At 70.9% G+C, this 17580-nt stretch carries 11 protein-coding genes and 1 pseudogene; 2 read left to right on the forward strand and 10 right to left on the reverse strand.

Going from position 1 to position 17580, the window contains the following annotated elements; all coding sequences use genetic code 11:
* Positions 1–16 precede the first annotated feature (16 nt).
* From OG842_RS34680 to OG842_RS34700, 5 genes are all read right to left on the reverse strand, one after another.
* On the reverse strand, positions 17–1798 hold the full coding sequence (locus tag OG842_RS34680) for an ABC transporter ATP-binding protein (protein ID WP_266735204.1): 1782 nt from the start codon (positions 1796–1798) through the stop codon (positions 17–19).
* The gene (locus OG842_RS34685; RefSeq protein ID WP_266735203.1) at positions 1795–3702 is read right to left on the reverse strand and encodes an ABC transporter transmembrane domain-containing protein; all 1908 of its coding nucleotides are present in this window, start codon (positions 3700–3702) and stop codon (positions 1795–1797) included. The genes OG842_RS34680 and OG842_RS34685 overlap by 4 nt, the downstream gene beginning before the upstream one ends.
* Before the next feature lie 252 nt (positions 3703–3954).
* Positions 3955–5406 (reverse strand): Gfo/Idh/MocA family protein, encoded by a 1452-nt coding sequence (locus OG842_RS34690; RefSeq protein ID WP_266735201.1) that lies wholly within the window; start codon positions 5404–5406, stop codon positions 3955–3957.
* Positions 5407–5648: 242 nt separating this feature from the next.
* Positions 5649–8600 (reverse strand): FAD-binding and (Fe-S)-binding domain-containing protein, encoded by a 2952-nt coding sequence (locus OG842_RS34695; protein WP_266735199.1) that lies wholly within the window; start codon positions 8598–8600, stop codon positions 5649–5651.
* A gap of 73 nt (positions 8601–8673) precedes the next feature.
* On the reverse strand, positions 8674–9117 hold the full coding sequence (locus OG842_RS34700) for a MarR family winged helix-turn-helix transcriptional regulator (protein WP_124719176.1): 444 nt from the start codon (positions 9115–9117) through the stop codon (positions 8674–8676).
* Positions 9118–9264: 147 nt separating this feature from the next.
* On the opposite strand from OG842_RS34700, the gene OG842_RS34705 reads away from it, so the two are divergent.
* Together OG842_RS34705 and mltG are read left to right on the forward strand one after the other, a co-directional pair.
* On the forward strand, positions 9265–11070 hold the full coding sequence (locus OG842_RS34705) for an ABC transporter ATP-binding protein (RefSeq protein WP_266735197.1): 1806 nt from the start codon (positions 9265–9267) through the stop codon (positions 11068–11070).
* A 381-nt stretch (positions 11071–11451) separates the two neighbouring features.
* Positions 11452–12300 carry an endolytic transglycosylase MltG gene (mltG, locus tag OG842_RS34710; RefSeq protein WP_266735196.1) on the forward strand — a complete coding sequence of 283 codons (849 nt, stop codon included), beginning with the start codon at positions 11452–11454 and terminating at the stop codon, positions 12298–12300.
* Positions 12301–12347: 47 nt separating this feature from the next.
* Here the strand turns inward: mltG and OG842_RS34715 are convergent, their stop codons facing one another.
* From OG842_RS34715 to OG842_RS34735, 5 genes and pseudogenes are all read right to left on the reverse strand, one after another.
* A complete protein-coding gene (locus tag OG842_RS34715; RefSeq protein ID WP_266735194.1) occupies positions 12348–13472 on the reverse strand; it encodes an NAD(P)-binding domain-containing protein in 1125 nt (374 codons plus the stop codon).
* Between the two features lie 99 nt (positions 13473–13571).
* The gene (locus OG842_RS34720) at positions 13572–14780 is read right to left on the reverse strand and encodes an LLM class flavin-dependent oxidoreductase (protein WP_266735193.1); all 1209 of its coding nucleotides are present in this window, start codon (positions 14778–14780) and stop codon (positions 13572–13574) included.
* Positions 14777–15805 carry an ABC transporter substrate-binding protein gene (locus OG842_RS34725; protein WP_266735191.1) on the reverse strand — a complete coding sequence of 343 codons (1029 nt, stop codon included), beginning with the start codon at positions 15803–15805 and terminating at the stop codon, positions 14777–14779. The genes OG842_RS34720 and OG842_RS34725 overlap by 4 nt, the downstream gene beginning before the upstream one ends.
* Positions 15806–15880: 75 nt before the next feature.
* Positions 15881–16657, reverse strand: a complete 777-nt coding sequence (locus OG842_RS34730; RefSeq protein WP_266735189.1) for an ABC transporter ATP-binding protein — start codon at positions 16655–16657, stop codon at positions 15881–15883.
* Positions 16630–17524: pseudogene (locus OG842_RS34735) on the reverse strand (ABC transporter permease). Before OG842_RS34735 ends, OG842_RS34730 begins: the two are co-directional and overlap by 28 nt.
* Positions 17525–17580: the final 56 nt, after the last annotated feature.

The following is a 17580-nucleotide window of genomic DNA, read 5'->3' on the forward strand; positions in this document are numbered from 1 at the left end:
GCCCCGGGCCGTGCGGTCAGCCGTGCCAGGACCGCCACAGCGCCGCATACGCGCCGTCCGCCGCGACCAGCTCGTCATGACTGCCCAGCTCACTGATCCGGCCGCGCTCCACGACCGCGATCACATCCGCGTCGTGCGCGGTGTGCAGCCGGTGAGCGATCGCCACGACCGTACGGCCGTCCAGCACCCGGGCCAGTGAGCGCTCCAGGTGGCGGGCGGCCCGCGGGTCCAGCAGGGATGTCGCCTCGTCCAGCACCAGCGTGTGCGGATCGGCCAGGACCAGCCGGGCCAGCGCGATCTGCTGGGCCTGCGCCGGGGTCAGCGCCAGACCACCGGAGCCGACCTCGGTGTCCAGCCCTTCCTGAAGAGCCTTCGCCCAGCCGTCCGCGTCGACGGCAGCCAGCGACGCCCACAGCTCGGCGTCCTCGGCGCCCGTCCGGGCCAGCAGCAGGTTGTCGCGCAGCGAACCGACGAACACATGGTGTTCCTGGTTGACCAGCGCCACATGCGTACGTACGTCCTCCGCCCGCATCCGCGACAACTCGGCACCGCCGAGCGTCACTTCCCCCGCGCGCGGGGCGTAGATCCCGGCCAGCAACCGGCCCAGCGTGGACTTGCCGGCGCCGGACGGGCCGACCAGCGCCAGGCGCGTACCCGGCGCGACGTCCAGCGACACCCGGTGCAGGACGTCGAGCCCGGCGCGGTACCCGAAGCGCACCTCGTCGGCCCGGACGTCCCGGCCGTCCGGCACGACCTGCGCGTCGCCCGCGTCCGGCTCGATGTCCCGCACCCCGACCAGCCGGGCCAGCGACACCTGGGCGACCTGCAACTCGTCGTACCAGCGCAGGATCAGGCCGATCGGGTCGACCATCATCTGTGCCAGCAGCGCACCCGTGGTCAGCTGCCCCACGGTCAGCCAGCCCTCGATGACGAACCAGCCGCCGAGCATCAGCACCGCGCCCAGAATCGTCACGTAGGTGACGTTGATGACGGGGAAGAGCACGGAGCGCAGGAAGAGTGTGTACCGTTCCCACGCCGTCCACTGGGCGATGCGGGTGTCCGACAGCGCCACCCGGCGCGCACCCAGCCGGTGCGCCTCCACGGTCCGTCCGGCGTCCACGGTCTCCGCGAGCATCGCGGCGACCGCGGCGTACCCCGCCGCCTCCGAACGGTACGCGGACGGCGCCCGCTTGAAGTACCAGCGGCAGCCGAGGATCAGCACGGGCAGGGCGAGCAGCACCGAGAGCGCCAGCGGCGGAGCCGTCACGGTGAGAGCGGTGAGCAGGAGCCCCGCCCACACCACGCCGATCGCCAGCTGCGGCACGGCCTCGCGCATCGCGTTGGCCAGCCGGTCGATGTCCGTGGTGATCCTGGAGAGCAGATCGCCGGTCCCGGCCCGCTCCAGCACCCCCGGCGGCAGTCCCACCGACCGTACGAGGAAGTCCTCGCGCAGATCGGCCAGCATCTCCTCACCGAGCATCGCGCTGCGCAGGCGCATCTGCCGGGTGAACACGGTCTGCACGACCAGCGCGAGCGCGAACACCCCGGCGGTCCGCTCCAGATGGAGGTCCCGCACCCCCTCGGAGAGGTCCTCGACCAGTCCGCCCAGCAGATACGGGCCGACGATCGACGCGATGACCGCGACGGCGTTGAACGCGACGAGCACCGTGAACCGCCCGCGATGGCGCCGCAGCAGCTCCCGTACATAGCTCCGTACGGTGGTGGGGGTGCCGACCGGCAGGGTCGTCGCCGACTCCGGCGCGGCCGGGTCGTACGCCGGTACCGCTACGCCGATCATGCCCGTTCCTCGATTTCCTCGATCGTTCCGGTCGTGCCGCAGGAGGCCAGGGCCTCGATCTCGTCGTCCGTCTCACGTGTCACGACCGCCCGGTAGCGGGGGTCCGTGCGCAGGAGCTCGCGGTGCCCGCCGACCGCGACGACGGTGCCCCGGTGTACCAGCACCACCCGGTCCGCGAGGTCGAGCAGCAGTGGCGAGGAGGCGAACGCCACGGTGGTACGGCCCTGGCGCAGCGCCTTGATCCCGGCGGCGACCAGGGCCTCCGTGTGCGAGTCGACGGCGGAGGTCGGCTCGTCGAGAACCAGTGCCTCCGGGTCGGCCACCAGGGAGCGGGCCAGCGCGAGCCGCTGGCGCTGGCCGCCCGAGAGCGACCGGCCGCGTTCGGTGATCCGGGTCGTCATCGGGTCGCCGTCCGTGGTGAGCGACGCCTGCGCCAGGGAGTCCAGCACATCGCCGCACTGCGCGGCCGCCAGCGCCTCCTCGGTACGCACCCGGCCCGACGACGGGACGTCCAGCAGCTCGCGCAGCGTGCCGGAGAGCAGCACCGGGTCCTTGTCCTGGACGAGCACGGCGGTCCGGGCGGAGTCCAGCGTGAGCTCGTCCAGCGGCACGCCACCGAGCAGGACGGACGGCGCCGTCCGCGCCGCGGCGTCCCCGCCCGCGGAGCCGGGCGCTCCGTCCTCCGCCTCTGCGGCACGCCCGTCCTCGTCCGGAGCCGTGTCCGTGTCCGGGTCCGTCCGGGCATGCCCGCCGAGCCGCTCCGCCAGCCGGCCCGCCTCGTCCGGATCCCCGCAGACCACCGCGGTGAACAGGCCCGCCGGGGCAATCAGACCGGTGACCGGGTCGTACAGATCACCGGTCGGCGCGGCGTCGGCGACCGGTGCGGCATCGTCGCCCGACGGCTGGGCCGTACGGTGCAACGACAGCACCCGGACCGCGCGCTGGGCGGAGGGCCGCGAGAAGGAGTACGCCATCGCGATCTCCTCCACGTGGCGGAGCGGGTACAGCAGCAGGGCCGCCGCGCTGTACACCGTGACCAGCTGGCCGACCTCGATCCGGCCGTCCCGGGCCAGCATCGCCCCGTACACGACCAGCGAGATGAGCAGCACGCCCGGCAGCAGCACCTGGATCGCCGAGATCAGCGACCACATCCGCGCGCTGCGCACCGCGGCCTCGCGGACCTCCTGGGAGGCACGCCGGTAGCGGCCGAGGAAGAGCTCCTCGCCGCCGATCCCGCGCAGCACCCGCAGCCCCGCCACGGTGTCCGAGGCCAGTTCCGTGGCCTTGCCCGCCTTCTCGCGCTGGAGGTCCGCACGCCGGGTCGCCCGGGGGAGCAGCGGCAGCACGGCGAGGGCCAGCAGCGGTACGGAGACCGCCACCAGAATGCCCAGCGACGGCAGATACAGCAGGAGCCCCACACAGATCAGCACCAGCGCGGCGGCCGCCGCGGCGAACCGCGAGAGCGCCTCGACGAACCAGCCGATCTTCTCGACGTCCGCTGTGGACACCGCGATCACCTCGCCCGCCGCGACCCGGCGCGTCAGCGCCGAACCGAGCTCCGCGGTCTTGCGGGCCAGCAGCTGCTGGACCCGGGCGGCGGCGGTGATCCAGTTGGTGACGGCCGTCCGGTGCAGCATCGTGTCGCCCACCGCCATCAGCACGCCCAGGACCGCGATCAGCCCGCCCGACCACGCGAGCCGGCTGCCGGAACGGTCGACGACCGCCTGGACGGCCAGGCCGACGGCGGGCGGCAGACCGGCGAGAGCGCATTGGTGCAGCAGGCCCCAGGACAGGGAAGCGAGCTGGCCCCTGAGCTGGTTGCGGCCCAGCCAGAGCAGGAAGCGAGGGCCTGAGCGGACATCGGGATCGCCGGGATCCGGGTAGGGAAGATCGCGAATCTGCATGACGTCCCATGGTTCGGTGTGACTGGTGGTTCGGTGAATGGATCAAGGCGAATGATCCAAACCGTGCCAGGTTCACCCCGGGGCGTCGGTTCGGGCAATTGTTTTTCTCCAGGAACGGCCGTATCGCGCCACTGCCACTGCCATCACCAGGGCTGCACGGGCACTGCCACTGCCGGGGCCGCGACGCGCATGGGCGGGCGGGCCGGGCCGGCTCAGGCCCCAGCAGGGCCTGTGCCCGGCCCGCCCGGCCGGTCAGGCCTTCTCCGGGTTCTCCGAGTCCATGCCGGAGCGGGCCTTCTTCCACTCGCCGCGGGTGAAGTCCGGAATCTGCTGCGGCGCGCCCTTCGCCTTGATGGACAGGTGGCTGAGCGGCACGGGCGACGTCCAGGTCGCCGCGTCGTACACATCGAAGTCGGGGACGAGGCCGAGCCGCATGCACTGCATCAGCCGGAACACCAGCATGTAGTCCATGCCGCCGTGGCCGCCGGGCGGGTTGGCGTGCTCCTTCCACAGCCAGTGGTCCCACTCCTGGTACTTGGAGAAGTCGCCCCAGCTGTCATTGGTGTGGTCGGGCTCGATGTAGATACGGGCGGGGTAGTCCTCGAAGACGCCCTTCGTGCCGCCGAGGCTGTTGATCCGCGAGTACGGATGCGGGGTGGACACGTCGTGCTCCAGCCGTATGACCCGTCCCTTGGCGGTCTGGACGAGACTGATGGTCCGGTCGGACTCGATATAGGTCTCCTTCCAGCTCGGGTCGCCGGCCGGCATGTTCTTCTCGCGGTACTCGGCGAGCCCGAGGGACGGGGAACCGACACTGGTGATGCTCACCGCACGGTCGCCGCGGTTGATGTCCATGTAATTGGCGACCGGGCCGAACCCGTGGTTGGGGTAGAGGTCGCCGCGCAGCCTGGTGTGCCACAGCCTGCGCCAAGGGCCTTCGTAGTAGTCCGGGTCGAACATCAGGCCGCGCAGATCGTGGTTGTAGGCGCCCGCGCCGTGCAGCAGATCACCGAAGAGACCGGCGTGCGCCATGCGCAGTACCCGCATCTCGTTCTGCCCGTAACAGCAGTTCTCCAGCTGCATGCAGTGGCGCCTGGTCCGCTCGGACAGGTCGACCAGCTCCCAGAGCTGGTCGAGCTGGAGCGCGATCGGACACTCCACACCGACGTGCTTGCCGTTCAGCATGGCGGTCTTCGCCATCTGGAAGTGGAAGTCCCAGGGCGTCGCCACATAGACGAAGTCGATGTCCCCGCGCTTGCAGAGGTTCTCGTAGTCGTTCTCGCCGTTGGTGTAGACGGCGGGTGCCGGCTGACCCGCGGCGGTCACCTTCGCGGCGGCCCGCTGCGCCTTGGCCTTGACCGGGTCGCAGACGGCGACGACCTGTACGCCGGTGACGGCGAGGAAGAGGTCGATCATGCTGCCACCGCGGTTGCCGAGGCCGACGATGCCGACCCGCACGGTGGAGCGCCCCTCGAACGGGACCCCCACCATGGTCGCGCCCTGGCGCTTCGGAGCGGCCGCCTGGTCCGCAGTGGCGGCCTCGGGGCCCCGGACGGGGGCGGCGGCTGCGGAGGAGGTGCCGAGGGCGCCGAGTCCGAGTCCGGCCCCGGCCACTCCGGCGGTCGTCCAGAGGACCGAGCGGCGGCTCATGGAGCCCTCGTCGCCACCCTGCGTACCGTCGTTGTGCTGTGCTGCGTCGTTCATCGATCCTCCAGAAAGGGGGTCTGACGTGCGCGGCTGGTGCGTGAACCTCGGTAAGGACCCTGGTAGTTGAGTCTGCTGTTGCGCAAGAGGAGGGATTGGACTCCTGTGCCGAAACCATGGACTTTCGTGGCCGCACGAAAAGCCGGGCGGGCTCGAACGTGTCGAGCCCGCCCGGCGGTGCGGGACGGCGAACGGGGGCCGTACGGCCCGGTGATCAGCGCACAACAGCCCCGGCCCGGTGATCAGCGCACGACGGCCCCCGGCCGGGTGGCCCGCTCCAACTCCATCAGCACCGAGTAGTACTGCTGCCCCGTGGCCCGGTCCATGCCGATCTCGCACATGCGGTTGGCCGAGAGATACGCGTCGTACTCGCGCGCCTTCACCTCGGCGGCCTCCTTCGCCGTCGCCGAGGCCGTCAGCTCCTTGTGCAGCATGCCCCGGTCGCCGGCGAAGGCGCAGCACCCGGCGTCGTCGGGGATCACGACCTCCTCGGCGCAGGCCTCCGCGACCGTACGCAACTGCTCCACATCGTCCAGATGCTGCATGGAGCACGTCGGATGCAGGACCGCCGACCCGGTCTTCCGCAGCACCGTCAGCTCCGGAAGCAGCTCGTCGGCCGCCCAGACCAGGGAGTCGACGATGGTCAGCTCCCGGTGCAACTCCCGGTTGTCATCGGTGAGATACGGCACCACCTCATGGGCGATGCCCAGGGTGCACGAAGAGGCGTCGACGACCAGCGGCAGCTTTCCGCCGGCCGTCCAGCCCCAGGCCGCCTCCACGATGCGGTTGGCCATCACGGCGTTGCCCTCGTCGTACCCCTTGGAGTGCCAGATCGTCGCGCAGCAGGTCCCCGCGACATCGTCCGGGATCCACACCGGCTTTCCGGCGCGGGCGGACACGGCGACGACGGCCTGCGGGAGCGAAGGACCACGATGGCCCTCGGGGCCGCCGAAGATGCGGTTCACACACGCCGGGTAGTAGACGGCGCTCGCCCCGACGCGGGAGGTCCGCGGCAGCTTCCGGGCGGCGGCGCCGGGAATCTCCGGCAGCCACTCGGGCACCAGATCGGGGCGCACGGCCCTGCGGGCGAGCGCGGTGATGGTCTCCAGCGGTCCGTCACCGAGCCGGTCACCGATCCGGTCGGCCGCGGCCACCGCGAGCCGCGCCGCCGCCTCCACCGCCTTGAAGTTCTTCGCCGTGAGCGCCGCGATGCGCTCCTCGCGCGGCGAGTGCCGCCGGTGGCGGAAGTCCTTCATCATCGCGCCGGTGTCGATGCCCACCGGGCAGGCGAGCTTGCACGTCGAGTCGCCCGCACAGGTGTCGACGGCGTCGTAGCCGTACGCGTCGAGCAACTGGCTCTCCACCGGGGAGCCGTCCGGCTGGCGGAGCATCTCCCGCCGCAGCACGATCCGCTGGCGCGGGGACGTCGTCAGATCGTGGCTGGGGCAGGTGGGCTCGCAGAAGCCGCACTCGATGCAGGGATCGGCGATCGCCTCGACCTCGGGGATGGTCTTCAGCCCGCGCAGATGGGCCTTCGGGTCGCGGTCGAGGACGATCCGGGGAGCCAGGATGCCGTCGGGGTCGATGATCTGCTTGGTGCGCCACATCAGCTCGGTCGCCTTCGGACCCCACTCCAGCTCCAGGAACGGGGCGATGTTGCGGCCGGTGGCGTGCTCGGCCTTCAGGGAGCCGTCGAAGCGCTCCACCGTCAGCCGGCAGAAGTCTTCCATGAACGCGGCGTACCGGTCGACGTCGGACGGCTTCGCCGCGTCGAAGGCGAGCAGGAAGTGCAGGTTCCCGTGCGCTGCGTGGCCGGCGACGGCGGCGTCGAAGCCGTGCTGAGCCTGGAGCCCGAGCAACGCCTCGCAGGCCTCGGCCAGCCGGGAGGGCGGCACCGCGAAGTCCTCCGTGATCAGCGTCGTACCCGAGGGCCGGGAGCCGCCGACCGCGCTGACGAATGCCTTGCGGGCCTTCCAGTAACCGGAGATGACCTTGGCTTCGCGGGTGAACGCATTGGTCACCGAGGGGACGGGCGCGACCAGGTCGAGTTCCTCGACGACGGCCGCCGCCGCCCGCTCGTACGCCTCCTGGCCGGGCTCGTCCGGAGCGCGGAACTCCACCAGCAGTGCCGTGGTCGCCTTGGGCAGTTCGGCCCAGTCCGCCGGTACGCCCTTGACGCTCACCGAGGCACGCAGCGTATTGCCGTCCATCAGCTCGACGGCGATCGCGCCCGCCTCGTTGAAACGGGGCACGGCGGCGGCCGCCGCGGTGAGGGAAGGGAAGAACAGCAGGGCCGTGGAGATCCGGCGGTCCAGCGGCAGCGTGTCGAAGACGACCTCGGAGATGAAGCCGAAGGTGCCCTCGGAACCGACCATCAGGCCGCGCAGGATCTGGACCGGCGTCGAGCCGTCCAGGAAGGCGTCGAGCCGGTAGCCGTTGGTGTTCTTGATCTCGTACTTGGCCCGGATCCGGGCCGTGAGCTCCGCGTCCGCCTCGATCTCCGCCTTCAGGGCCAGCAGCCCTTCGCAGAGCCCCGGCTCGGCGCGGGCGAGGTCCTCGTCCGCGGCCGGGTCCGCCGTGTCGACGACGGTGCCGCTCGGCAGCACGAAGGTGAGTGAGGAGACCGTGCGGTACGAATTACGGGTCGTGCCCGCGGTCATTCCCGAGGCGTTGTTGGCGACGACTCCGCCGATCGTGCACGCGATCGCGCTGGCCGGGTCGGGGCCCAGCAGCCGGCCGTGCCGGGCGAGGGCGGCGTTGGCCCGCACGACCGTCGTACCCGGGCGGATGCGGGCCCGCGCTCCGTCGTCCAGCACCTCGATGCCCGCCCAGTGGTGGCGGACGTCGACCAGGATGTCCTCGCCCTGGGCCTGGCCGTTCAGGCTGGTGCCGGCGGCCCGGAAGACGACCTCGCGGCCCCTGCCGTGCGCGTACGACAGGATCGCCGAGACGTCGTCGATGTCCTGCGGGACCACCACGACCTGGGGGAGGAAACGGTAAGGACTGGCGTCGGAGGCGTACTTCACCAGGTCGGAGACCTTCCAGAGCACCTTCTCCGGCCCGAGCAGGGCGATCAGCTCGCCGCGCAGCGGTTCGGGCGTGCCCGGAGCCTGCCGGTCGGGGACCCGGTCCACGGAGGGCGTGCGCACCGCGTCGGGACGCAGTGCTTCCGGCTTCGGCTCCAGCAATGGCATGTCGAGGTCTCCTCGGCGGTTCGGTTCGGTACCACGGCGGCGGGCACGCCGCCCGGTGTCCAGGGGGTGTCCGTCAGCAACGGCGCTCCGGCATTCCGTTGACCAGAGCGGACAGCAGTCCGCCGAGCACCTCGCGCTGATCGGCGGTCAGTGGAGCCAGGATCTCCTCTGCGGCGGCCCGGCGCGCGTCACGCAGCGACCGGAGGGTGGCGAGTCCCTCCTCGGTGATCTCGATGCGGACCACCCGGCGGCTGTCCGGATCGGGGGCGCGGCGCACCCGTCCGCTCGCCTCCAGGCCGTCGACCAGGGTGGTCACGGCGCGCGGGACGACATCCAGGCGCTGTGCGAGATCGGCCATCCGGGGCGGGCCGTCGTAATGCGCGACGGTGCGCAGCAGCCGGAACTGCGCGGGCGTGATGCCGATCGGCTCCAGCTGGCGGCTCTGAATCCGCTGGAGCCTGCGGGTCACCCGCAGCAACTGCTCGGCGAGCACGCCGTCGGCGTCGGAGGAGTCCATGATGGGAACAATATCAGGACCTTGTTCATTGTGAGCATAGGTAACAATGAGCTATGCTCTCAAAAATCGGCTCGCCCGCGCCCTCGCCCGGTCCCCCGATCGAGCCCCGCCCGGGTCACAGCCGTCGCACGCCCGACGAAGGAGCCCATGAAACCCGACGTGATCAACTGGACACCCCCGCCGCGGGACGAGAGCCGTCCGCCCGCCGAGGTGCGCCGCATCCTGCGCCTCTTCCGTCCCTACCGAGGCCGGCTGGCGCTGGTCGGCCTGCTCGTCGGCGCCTCGTCACTGGTGTCGGTCGCCTCCCCGTTCCTGCTGCGCGAGATCCTGGACACGGCCATTCCCCAGGGGCGTACGGGACTGCTGTCCCTGCTCGCCCTCGGCATGATCCTCACCGCCGTGACGACGAGCGTCTTCGGCGTGCTGCAGACCCTGATCTCCACCACGGTCGGCCAGCGCGTCATGCACGACCTGCGCACCGCCGTCTACGCCCAGTTGCAGCGGATGCCGCTCGCCTTCTTCACCCGGACCCGCACCGGCGAGGTCCAGTCCCGCATCGCCAACGACATCGGCGGCATGCAGGCGACCGTCACCTCCACGGCCACGTCACTGGTCTCCAATCTCACCGCGGTCACAGCCACGGTCGTCGCCATGCTGGCCCTCGACTGGCGGCTCACCCTGGTCTCGCTCCTGCTGCTGCCGGTCTTCGTCTGGATCAGCCGCCGGGTCGGCCGTGAGCGCAAGAAGATCACCACCCGGCGCCAGAAGCAGATGGCCGCGATGGCGGCCACGGTGACCGAGTCGCTCTCCGTCAGCGGCATCCTGCTTGGCCGGACCATGGGTCGCTCGGACTCCCTCACCAAGGGCTTCGCCGAGGAGTCCGAGAAGCTCGTCGACCTCGAAGTGCGCTCCAGCATGGCCGGGCGGTGGCGGATGTCCACGATCGGCATCGTCATGGCCGCAATGCCCGCGGTCATCTACTGGGCGGCGGGCCTCGCCCTGCAGCCCGGCGGACCCGCCGTCTCCATCGGCACGCTCGTCGCCTTCGTCTCGCTCCAGCAGGGCCTCTTCCGGCCCGCCGTGAGCCTTCTCTCCACCGGTGTGGAGATGCAGACGTCCCTCGCGCTCTTCCAGCGGATCTTCGAGTACCTCGACCTCGAAGTGGACATCACCGAGCCCGAGAACCCGGTCCGGCTGAAGAGCATCCGCGGCGAGATCCGCTTCGAGGACGTCGATTTCAGCTACGACGAGAAGAGCGGGCCGACCCTCAGCGGCATCGATGTGATCGTCCCGGCCGGCGGCAGCCTGGCGGTCGTCGGTCCGACCGGATCCGGCAAGTCCACGCTCAGCTATCTGGTGCCCAGGCTCTACGACGTCACCGGCGGCCGGGTCACGCTCGACGGGGTCGACGTACGCGATCTCGATTTCGACACCCTGGCCAGAGCCGTGGGTGTGGTCTCCCAGGAGACCTACCTCTTCCATGCCTCGGTCGCCGACAATCTGCGCTTCGCAAAGCCGGACGCGACCGACGCCGAGATCGAGGCGGCGGCCCGTGCGGCACAGATCCACGACCACATCGCCTCACTGCCCGACGGCTACGACACCCTCGTCGGTGAACGCGGCTACCGCTTCTCCGGCGGTGAGAAGCAGCGCCTCGCCATCGCCCGCACGATCCTGCGCGACCCGCCGGTCCTGGTGCTCGACGAGGCGACGAGCGCCCTCGACACCCGTACGGAATTCGCCGTGCAGGAAGCCATCGACGCGCTCTCCGAGGGGCGCACCACCATCACCATCGCGCACCGGCTCTCCACCGTCCGTGACGCGGACCAGATCGTCGTCCTGGACCACGGCCGGACCGCCGAGCGCGGCAGCCACGAGGAGCTGCTCCAGCAGGACGGCCGCTATGCCGCGCTGGTCCGGCGGGACACCCAACTGGCTCCCGCGGCAGGCTGATCGACGAGACCGGGCGTGCCGTCGGGCCGCACACGCGGCGACGCCGCCGCTCCCGTGGGACGGGGAGCGACGGCGCCGGGCGGAGCAATGGTCAGACGAGCCAACCCACGAAGTGGACGATGCCGGCGAGCAGGTTGGTGAGGAAGTTCATTTGGTGCTTCTCCTTGTGCGTATTGCAAATCTGGGACAGCACAATCGCGGTCTGCAGCCCGTCGCTTGCGCCCTGTAATCATCCTGCGCCGCAGCGGAGTTGAGCAACTAATCCCGGAACGATCACGCGTTCCAGCGAACACCCGATCCCCTGTTCGTGTGTTCCATTCATGAACCGCGGGGCTCGTGTCGGCAGGGACCCGGTTCCGGACGGCGGGATAGCGTGCCCGCATGGTGAACGAACCCCCGGACACCCCACCCCGTCGCACTCTCCGTCCGACCTGGCGCGGCCGTCTGGTCCTGTTCATCGGAGTCGTCCTCGTCCTGGTCGTGGCAGCGGCAGTGCTCGTACCGCTGCTGACGCGAGGGCCGAAGGTCGAGCAGGCGCGCTCGCTCGTCATCCCCGAGGGATGGCGGGCCTCCCAGGTGTACGCGGCGGTCGACAAGTCCCTCGATGTCGAGCCCGGGACCACCGAGAAGGCCGCCGCCACGACGGACCTGCCGCTCCCGGCCGCGGCGAAGGGCAACCCCGAGGGCTACCTCTTCCCGGCGACGTACCCCGTCACCTCCGCCACGACCCCGCAGAGCCTGCTCCGGTACATGGCCGACACCGCGGTCGAACGATTCGGCGCGGACCACATCGCCGAGGGCGCGCAGCGCAACGGCGTATCGGTGTACCAGACGGTGACGATCGCGAGCATCGTGCAGGCCGAGGCGGACACCGTGGCCGACATGGGCAAGGTCGCCAGAGTGATCTACAACCGGCTGGACCGGGGCATGCCGCTCCAGATGGATTCCACACTCAACTACGCGCTGAACCGCAGCACTCTGCACACCACCACGGGCGATACGAAGATCGACAGTCCGTACAACAGCTACGAGCGCGAGGGGCTGCCTCCCACGCCCATCGGGAACCCGGGGGAGCAGGCGATGACGGCAACGATCGCCCCCACTCCCGGAGCATGGCTGTACTTCGTCACGGTCGCGCCGGGGGACACCCGATTCACCAGCAGCTACACGGAACAGCAGAGAAACGTGGCGGAGTTCAACCGCAATCGCCGCAGCGCATCCCCCCGCTGAGCCCCCGCAACCGTCGCAACGCGTTCGCCCGCTGAGCCCTTGCCCCGTCACACCGCGGCGGGCGTGAACACCTCGTCGGCGTCCGCCGCCGTGTCCTTCTCGTCCAGCAGCCGGCCGATCGCACGCACCGCGGCCCGTCCCGCCCGATTGGCGCCGATCGTGCTGGCGGACGGCCCGTACCCGACGAGGTGGACGCGTGCGTCCCGGACCGCCCGGGTGCCCTCGACCCGGATGCCGCCGCCCGGCTCGCGCAGCTTCAGCGGCGCGAGATGGTCGATGGCGGCCCGGAATCCGGTGGCCCAGAGGATGACGTCCGCCTCGACCGTCCGCCCGTCGTCCCAAGCCACCCCGCTCGGAGTGATCCGGTCGAACATCGGCAGCCGGTCCAGCACCCCCGTCTCACGGGCCCGCCGCACCGCGTCGGTGAGCGGCAGCCCGGTCACGGACACCACACTCTGCGGCGGCAGCCCGCGCCGCACCCGCTCCTCGACCAATGCCACCGCGGCCCGCCCCCGGTCCGCGTCGAAGGGGCCGTCCCGGAAGACCGGCGGCCGCCGCGTCACCCAGTACGTCTCGGCCGCCACCTCGGCGATCTCCATCAGATGCTGCGTCCCCGAGGCCCCGCCGCCGACCACCACCACACGCTGCCCGGCGAACTCCGCCGGACCCGGGTAGTTCGCGGTGTGCAACTGCCGCCCCAGGAAGCTCTCCTGGCCCGGATAGCGCGGCCAGAACGGCCGGTCCCAGGTGCCGGTGGCGTTGATCAGGGCACGGGCGGCGTACGTACCCTCGGAGCTCTCGACGAGCAGCCGCCCGCCGGCGCCCTCGCGTACCGCGCTCACCTCCACGGGCCGGTGGACCCGCAGGTCGAAGGTGCGCTCGTATTCGGCGAAGTACTCACCGATCACCTCGGAGGAGGGCCGGCGGTCGTCCGCTCCGGTGAGCTCCATGCCGGGCAGCGCGTGCATGCCGTGGACCTTGCCGTAGGTGAGCGAGGGCCAGCGGAACTGCCAGGCCCCACCGGGGTGCGGGGCATGGTCGAGCACGACGAAGTCGCGATCGGGCGCCAGGCCGGCGCGGCGCAGATGGTAGGCGCCGGACAGACCTGCCTGTCCGGCGCCGATCACGACGACATCGACCTCGCGTGCTGCGGCCACCCCAGAGTTGTTCACGCTTCTACCAACCCTGTCGTGGTCCAGGATCTTCCCGATCGGCCCGGCCCCGGGGCTTCCCCTGCCGGTCGACGGGCCGGTCCGCTGGCCGCCGCCCGGTCAGCGGCCCCCGGCGAGCAGCAGCGGCGCCCCGCCCGGCGCCGACGCCGGCCGGCCGTTCGCGGCAGGCACCCCGAGCAACGGCGACGCCGGTACGGTCGACAGCAGGCCGCGCGCCGCCAGCTCGGGCGTCACGCCCTCGCCGAACCAGTACGCCTCCTCCAGATGCGGGTAGCCGGATAGCACGAAGTGCTCCACACCCAGCGCGTGGTACTCCTCGATCCGGTCGGCTACCTCCGCATGACTGCCCACCAGCGCGGTTCCGGCACCGCCCCGCACCAGCCCGACGCCCGCCCACAGGTTCGGCGAGATCTCCAGCTTGTCGCGCGAGCCGCCGTGCAGCGCCAGCATCCGCTGCTGCCCGACCGACTCGCTCCGCCCCAGCGCCTGCTGGGCGGCCGCGATCGTCCCGGCATCGAGATCGCCCAGCAGCCGGTCGGCCGTCGCCCATGCCTCGCGCGAGGAGTCGCGCGAGATCGTGTGCAGCCGGATGCCGAAGCGGACCGTACGGCCCTGCTCCTCGGCCAGGCCGCGGATCCAGTCGATCTTCTCCTTCACGGCGGCCGGCGGCTCGCCCCAGGCCAGATAGACATCGGCATGGGCGGCGGCCACCGGGCCCGCCGTCGCCGACGACCCGCCGAAGAAGATGTCCGGCAGCGGGTCCGGCGGCAGCGCGGTCAGCCCGCCCTCCACCTGGTAGTGCTCACCCTCGAAGTCGAAGGGCCGCCCGCTCCACGCGCCCCGCACCACCGACAGGAACTCCGCGGTCCGCGCGTACCGCCGGTCGTGGTCCAGGTGGTCACCGAACCGCCGCTGCTCCGTCGAGTCGCCACCCGTGACGACGTTGAGCAGCAGCCGCCCCCGGGTGATCCGCTGATAGGTCGCCGCCATCTGCGCGGCGAGCACCGGTGAGATCACCCCCGGCCGGAACGCCACCAGGAACTTCAGCCGTTCGGTGTGCTGGGCCAGGGCCACCGTCGTCAGACAGGCGTCCTCGCACCAGGTCTCGGTGGGCGTCAGCACGGCCTCGAAGCCCAACTGCTCGGCTGCCTTGGCGATCTGCGCCAGGTACTCGATGTCGGGGGCGCGCACTCCGCTCACCGGAGTGATCCGGTCCCGCTTGATTCCGCCGTCGGTGTACGCGTGCCGGTCGACGAGCGTACGCCCGTCACCACCGGTGGGCAGGAACCAGTGCAGATGAACATTCATGACGAGGCCTTTCCGAAGGAGCGGGGAGCGGTGGAGGACGGAGGCAGATCGCGGTTGAAACGGGGGTCGACGTACTCCTCGAAGGAGAAGCGCCTCGGAATGAGCTTCAGATCGGCGAAGGTGTCGGCGATCGCCTGCTCGGAGGCGATCGGGGCAGGATCGAGGGCCACGGACACCCGGGTCCCGGCACTGCGCCTGACCGCGTCCAGGGCCACCTCGTACGGCAGTCCGGTCTCCTTCGCCCAGACCTTCGCCCAGGCGTCGGGATGCTTGAACACCCGGGACTGAGCCCGCTGCAGACGGAGCAGCAGATCACCGATGGCCCGGGACTTCCCGGGGTCCTTCAGCGCGGCCGGCGAGGACACCTGGAAGCTGAGACCGTTCACAACACCCTGACCCGTGGTCAGCACCCGGGACTTCGTGGTGCGCAGGACCTGCGAGGTGTACGGGTCCCAGATCGCCCAGGCGTCGACCTTGCCCCGGCTGAACGCGGCCAGCGCGTCCGCCGGCTGAAGGTACTTCGGCTTCACGTCCTCGATGCCGAGCCCCGCCTTCTTCAGCGAGGCGATCAGCTGGTAGTGGGCCGAACTGCCCTGCGCCACCGCGATCGACCGGCCCTTGAGCTGCTTCGGGGACTTCAGCGGCGAGTCCTCGGGTACGACGATGGCCTCGCCGTCGGACGATCCGTGGGCGGCGCCCACCACGACGATCCTGGAATCGGAACCCGCCGCGAAGACGGGCGGCGTGTTGCCGACGCCCCCGAGGTCCACGGCCTGGGCGTTGACCGCCTCCAGGAGCGGTGGGCCGGAGGTGAAGGTCGACCATCTGATGCGGTAGTCGAGATCGTCCAGTTCACCGGAGGCCCGCAGGATGGCTTCGTAACCACCCTTCTGGTCGCCGACGGCGAGGGTGACACCGCCCTTCCCGTCGGTGTCACCGGTGGTGGCGGCGGACGTGGCACCGCCGCAGGCGGACAGCAGCAGGGCCAGGGACAGCAGGAGGGCAGGCAGAGCGCGACTTCTCATCGGATCGTCTTTCGTCTTTCGTCCTTCGTCATGAGCGGCGGGAGCCGGGGAGACAGATGGCGAACAGCCCCCGTCTCAGGCGGCCTCGCCGGGCGCGGCGGGTGCGGCGCCGTCGACGCCCAACTCGGCCAGCAGCCGGGAGCGCAACGCCGCGAACCCGGCACCGCTCGCACTGCGCGGCCTGTCCAGACCCACGGGCGTGTCGTACGCGATCGCTCCGTCGCGCATCACCAGTGCGCGGTCGGCCAGCAGCAGCGCCTCGTCCACATCGTGGGTGACCAGCAGCACTGCGCAGCCGCGCCGCTGCCAGAGCTCGGCCACCAGTTGCTGCGCCTTGATGCGGGTCAACGCGTCCAGCGCGCCGAACGGTTCGTCGAGCAGCAGTAGATCGGGCTCACGCACCAGGGCGCGGGCCAGCGAGGCGCGCTGCGCCTCACCACCGGAGAGCGTCTTGGGCCACGCCCCGGACCGCTCCCCGAGCCCGACCTCCTCCAACGCGCGCTCGGCAACGGCCCGTTCGGGCTTTCCGGGCAGACCGAGCAGCACATTGCGCCAGACCCGCTTCCACGGCATGAGCCGTGGTGCCTGGAAGGCGACCGCCCGTCGCCTCGGCACGAGCACCGTGCCCTCGATCTCCCGGTCCAGCCCGGCGAGCACCCGCAGCAGTGTCGACTTCCCGCAGCCGCTACGACCGAGCAGCGCGGTGTACTCACCGGCGCGCAGGGTGAGGTCGAGCCCGTCGACGACGGCCCTGCCGTCGAAGGAACGGGTCAGTCCCCGCACCCGCACCGCGCTCTCGGCGGGGTCGGCCGGTGCGGCGGGGCTCACTGCCCCGTGAAGGTCGGTCGCCATTGCAGCAACAGCCTTTCGAGTGTGCGGACGATGACATCGGCGGTGAGGCCGAGGAAGGCGTAGAAGACGAGGCAGACGACGATGACGTCGGTACGGAAGAACTCCCGGGCCTGGTTCATCAGGAAGCCGATCCCGGCGTCGGCGTTGACGGACTCGCCGAAGACCAGGGCCAGCCACGCGGTGGCGAGCCAGTACCGGAGCCCGGTCATGGCCCCGGGCAGCGCGCCCGGCAGCACGACATGCCGGATCAGTCCCCACCGTCCGAGCCCCAACGACTCACCTGCCTCCACGAGTTGGGCGTCGACCCCCCGAATGCCCGCGTACACATTGAGGTACAGATGAAAGGCCACACCGAGCGCGATCAGCGCCACCTTCGGGGCCTCGCCGATGCCCAGCCAGATGATGAAGAGCGGGATCAGCCCGACCCAGGGGACGGTGCGCAGCATCTGCACACTCGCGTCCACCAGATCCTCGCCGAGCCGCGAGAGCCCGGAGACCAGCGCGAGCGCCGTTCCCACGACACCCCCGAGCCCCAGCCCCGCGGCCACCCGCTGAAGCGAGATCCCCCATTGCCGAGGGCAGCGTCCCGTCGGAGATCAGGTCCGATCCGGCACGGGCGATGGTGCCGGGCGAGGCGAGCACATCGACGTGCAGGATCCCGGTGGCACTGAGTTCCTGCCACAGTGCGAGCAGCAGCAGCGGCCCGATGGCACGCCGAAGCCAACGAGGCAGGGCCCGCAGGCGCGCACCCCGTGCGGAGGCCGGCACAACAAGTTCCAGGTCGAGCGGCCTGCGGTCGGGAGAAGCAGGAATCTTACCGGATTCTGAAGACATATCCGGTGGTGCGAGGGCATGGCTGATGGTCACGAGGGCTCCACGAGCAGTCCACGGGCAGGGGGAGGCGCACCGCGACCAGGGCAGCG

The sequence above is a fragment of the Streptomyces sp. NBC_00376 genome, assembly GCF_036077095.1.
GTDB lineage: Bacteria > Actinomycetota > Actinomycetes > Streptomycetales > Streptomycetaceae > Streptomyces.

What these genes read in the sequence shown, in the direction of transcription:
- OG842_RS34680 (WP_266735204.1), bottom strand. Translation starts at nt 1,798, where the DNA reads ATGATCGGCGTAGCGGTACCGGCGTACGACCCGGCCGCGCCGGAGTCG.
- OG842_RS34685 (WP_266735203.1), bottom strand. Translation starts at nt 3,702, where the DNA reads ATGCAGATTCGCGATCTTCCCTACCCGGATCCCGGCGATCCCGATGTC.
- OG842_RS34690 (WP_266735201.1), bottom strand. Translation starts at nt 5,406, where the DNA reads ATGAACGACGCAGCACAGCACAACGACGGTACGCAGGGTGGCGACGAG.
- OG842_RS34695 (WP_266735199.1), bottom strand. Translation starts at nt 8,600, where the DNA reads ATGCCATTGCTGGAGCCGAAGCCGGAAGCACTGCGTCCCGACGCGGTG.
- OG842_RS34700 (WP_124719176.1), bottom strand. Translation starts at nt 9,117, where the DNA reads ATGGACTCCTCCGACGCCGACGGCGTGCTCGCCGAGCAGTTGCTGCGG.
- OG842_RS34705 (WP_266735197.1), top strand. Translation starts at nt 9,265, where the DNA reads ATGAAACCCGACGTGATCAACTGGACACCCCCGCCGCGGGACGAGAGC.
- mltG (WP_266735196.1), top strand. Translation starts at nt 11,452, where the DNA reads ATGGTGAACGAACCCCCGGACACCCCACCCCGTCGCACTCTCCGTCCG.
- OG842_RS34720 (WP_266735193.1), bottom strand. Translation starts at nt 14,780, where the DNA reads ATGAATGTTCATCTGCACTGGTTCCTGCCCACCGGTGGTGACGGGCGT.
- OG842_RS34725 (WP_266735191.1), bottom strand. Translation starts at nt 15,805, where the DNA reads ATGAGAAGTCGCGCTCTGCCTGCCCTCCTGCTGTCCCTGGCCCTGCTG.
- OG842_RS34730 (WP_266735189.1), bottom strand. Translation starts at nt 16,657, where the DNA reads ATGGCGACCGACCTTCACGGGGCAGTGAGCCCCGCCGCACCGGCCGAC.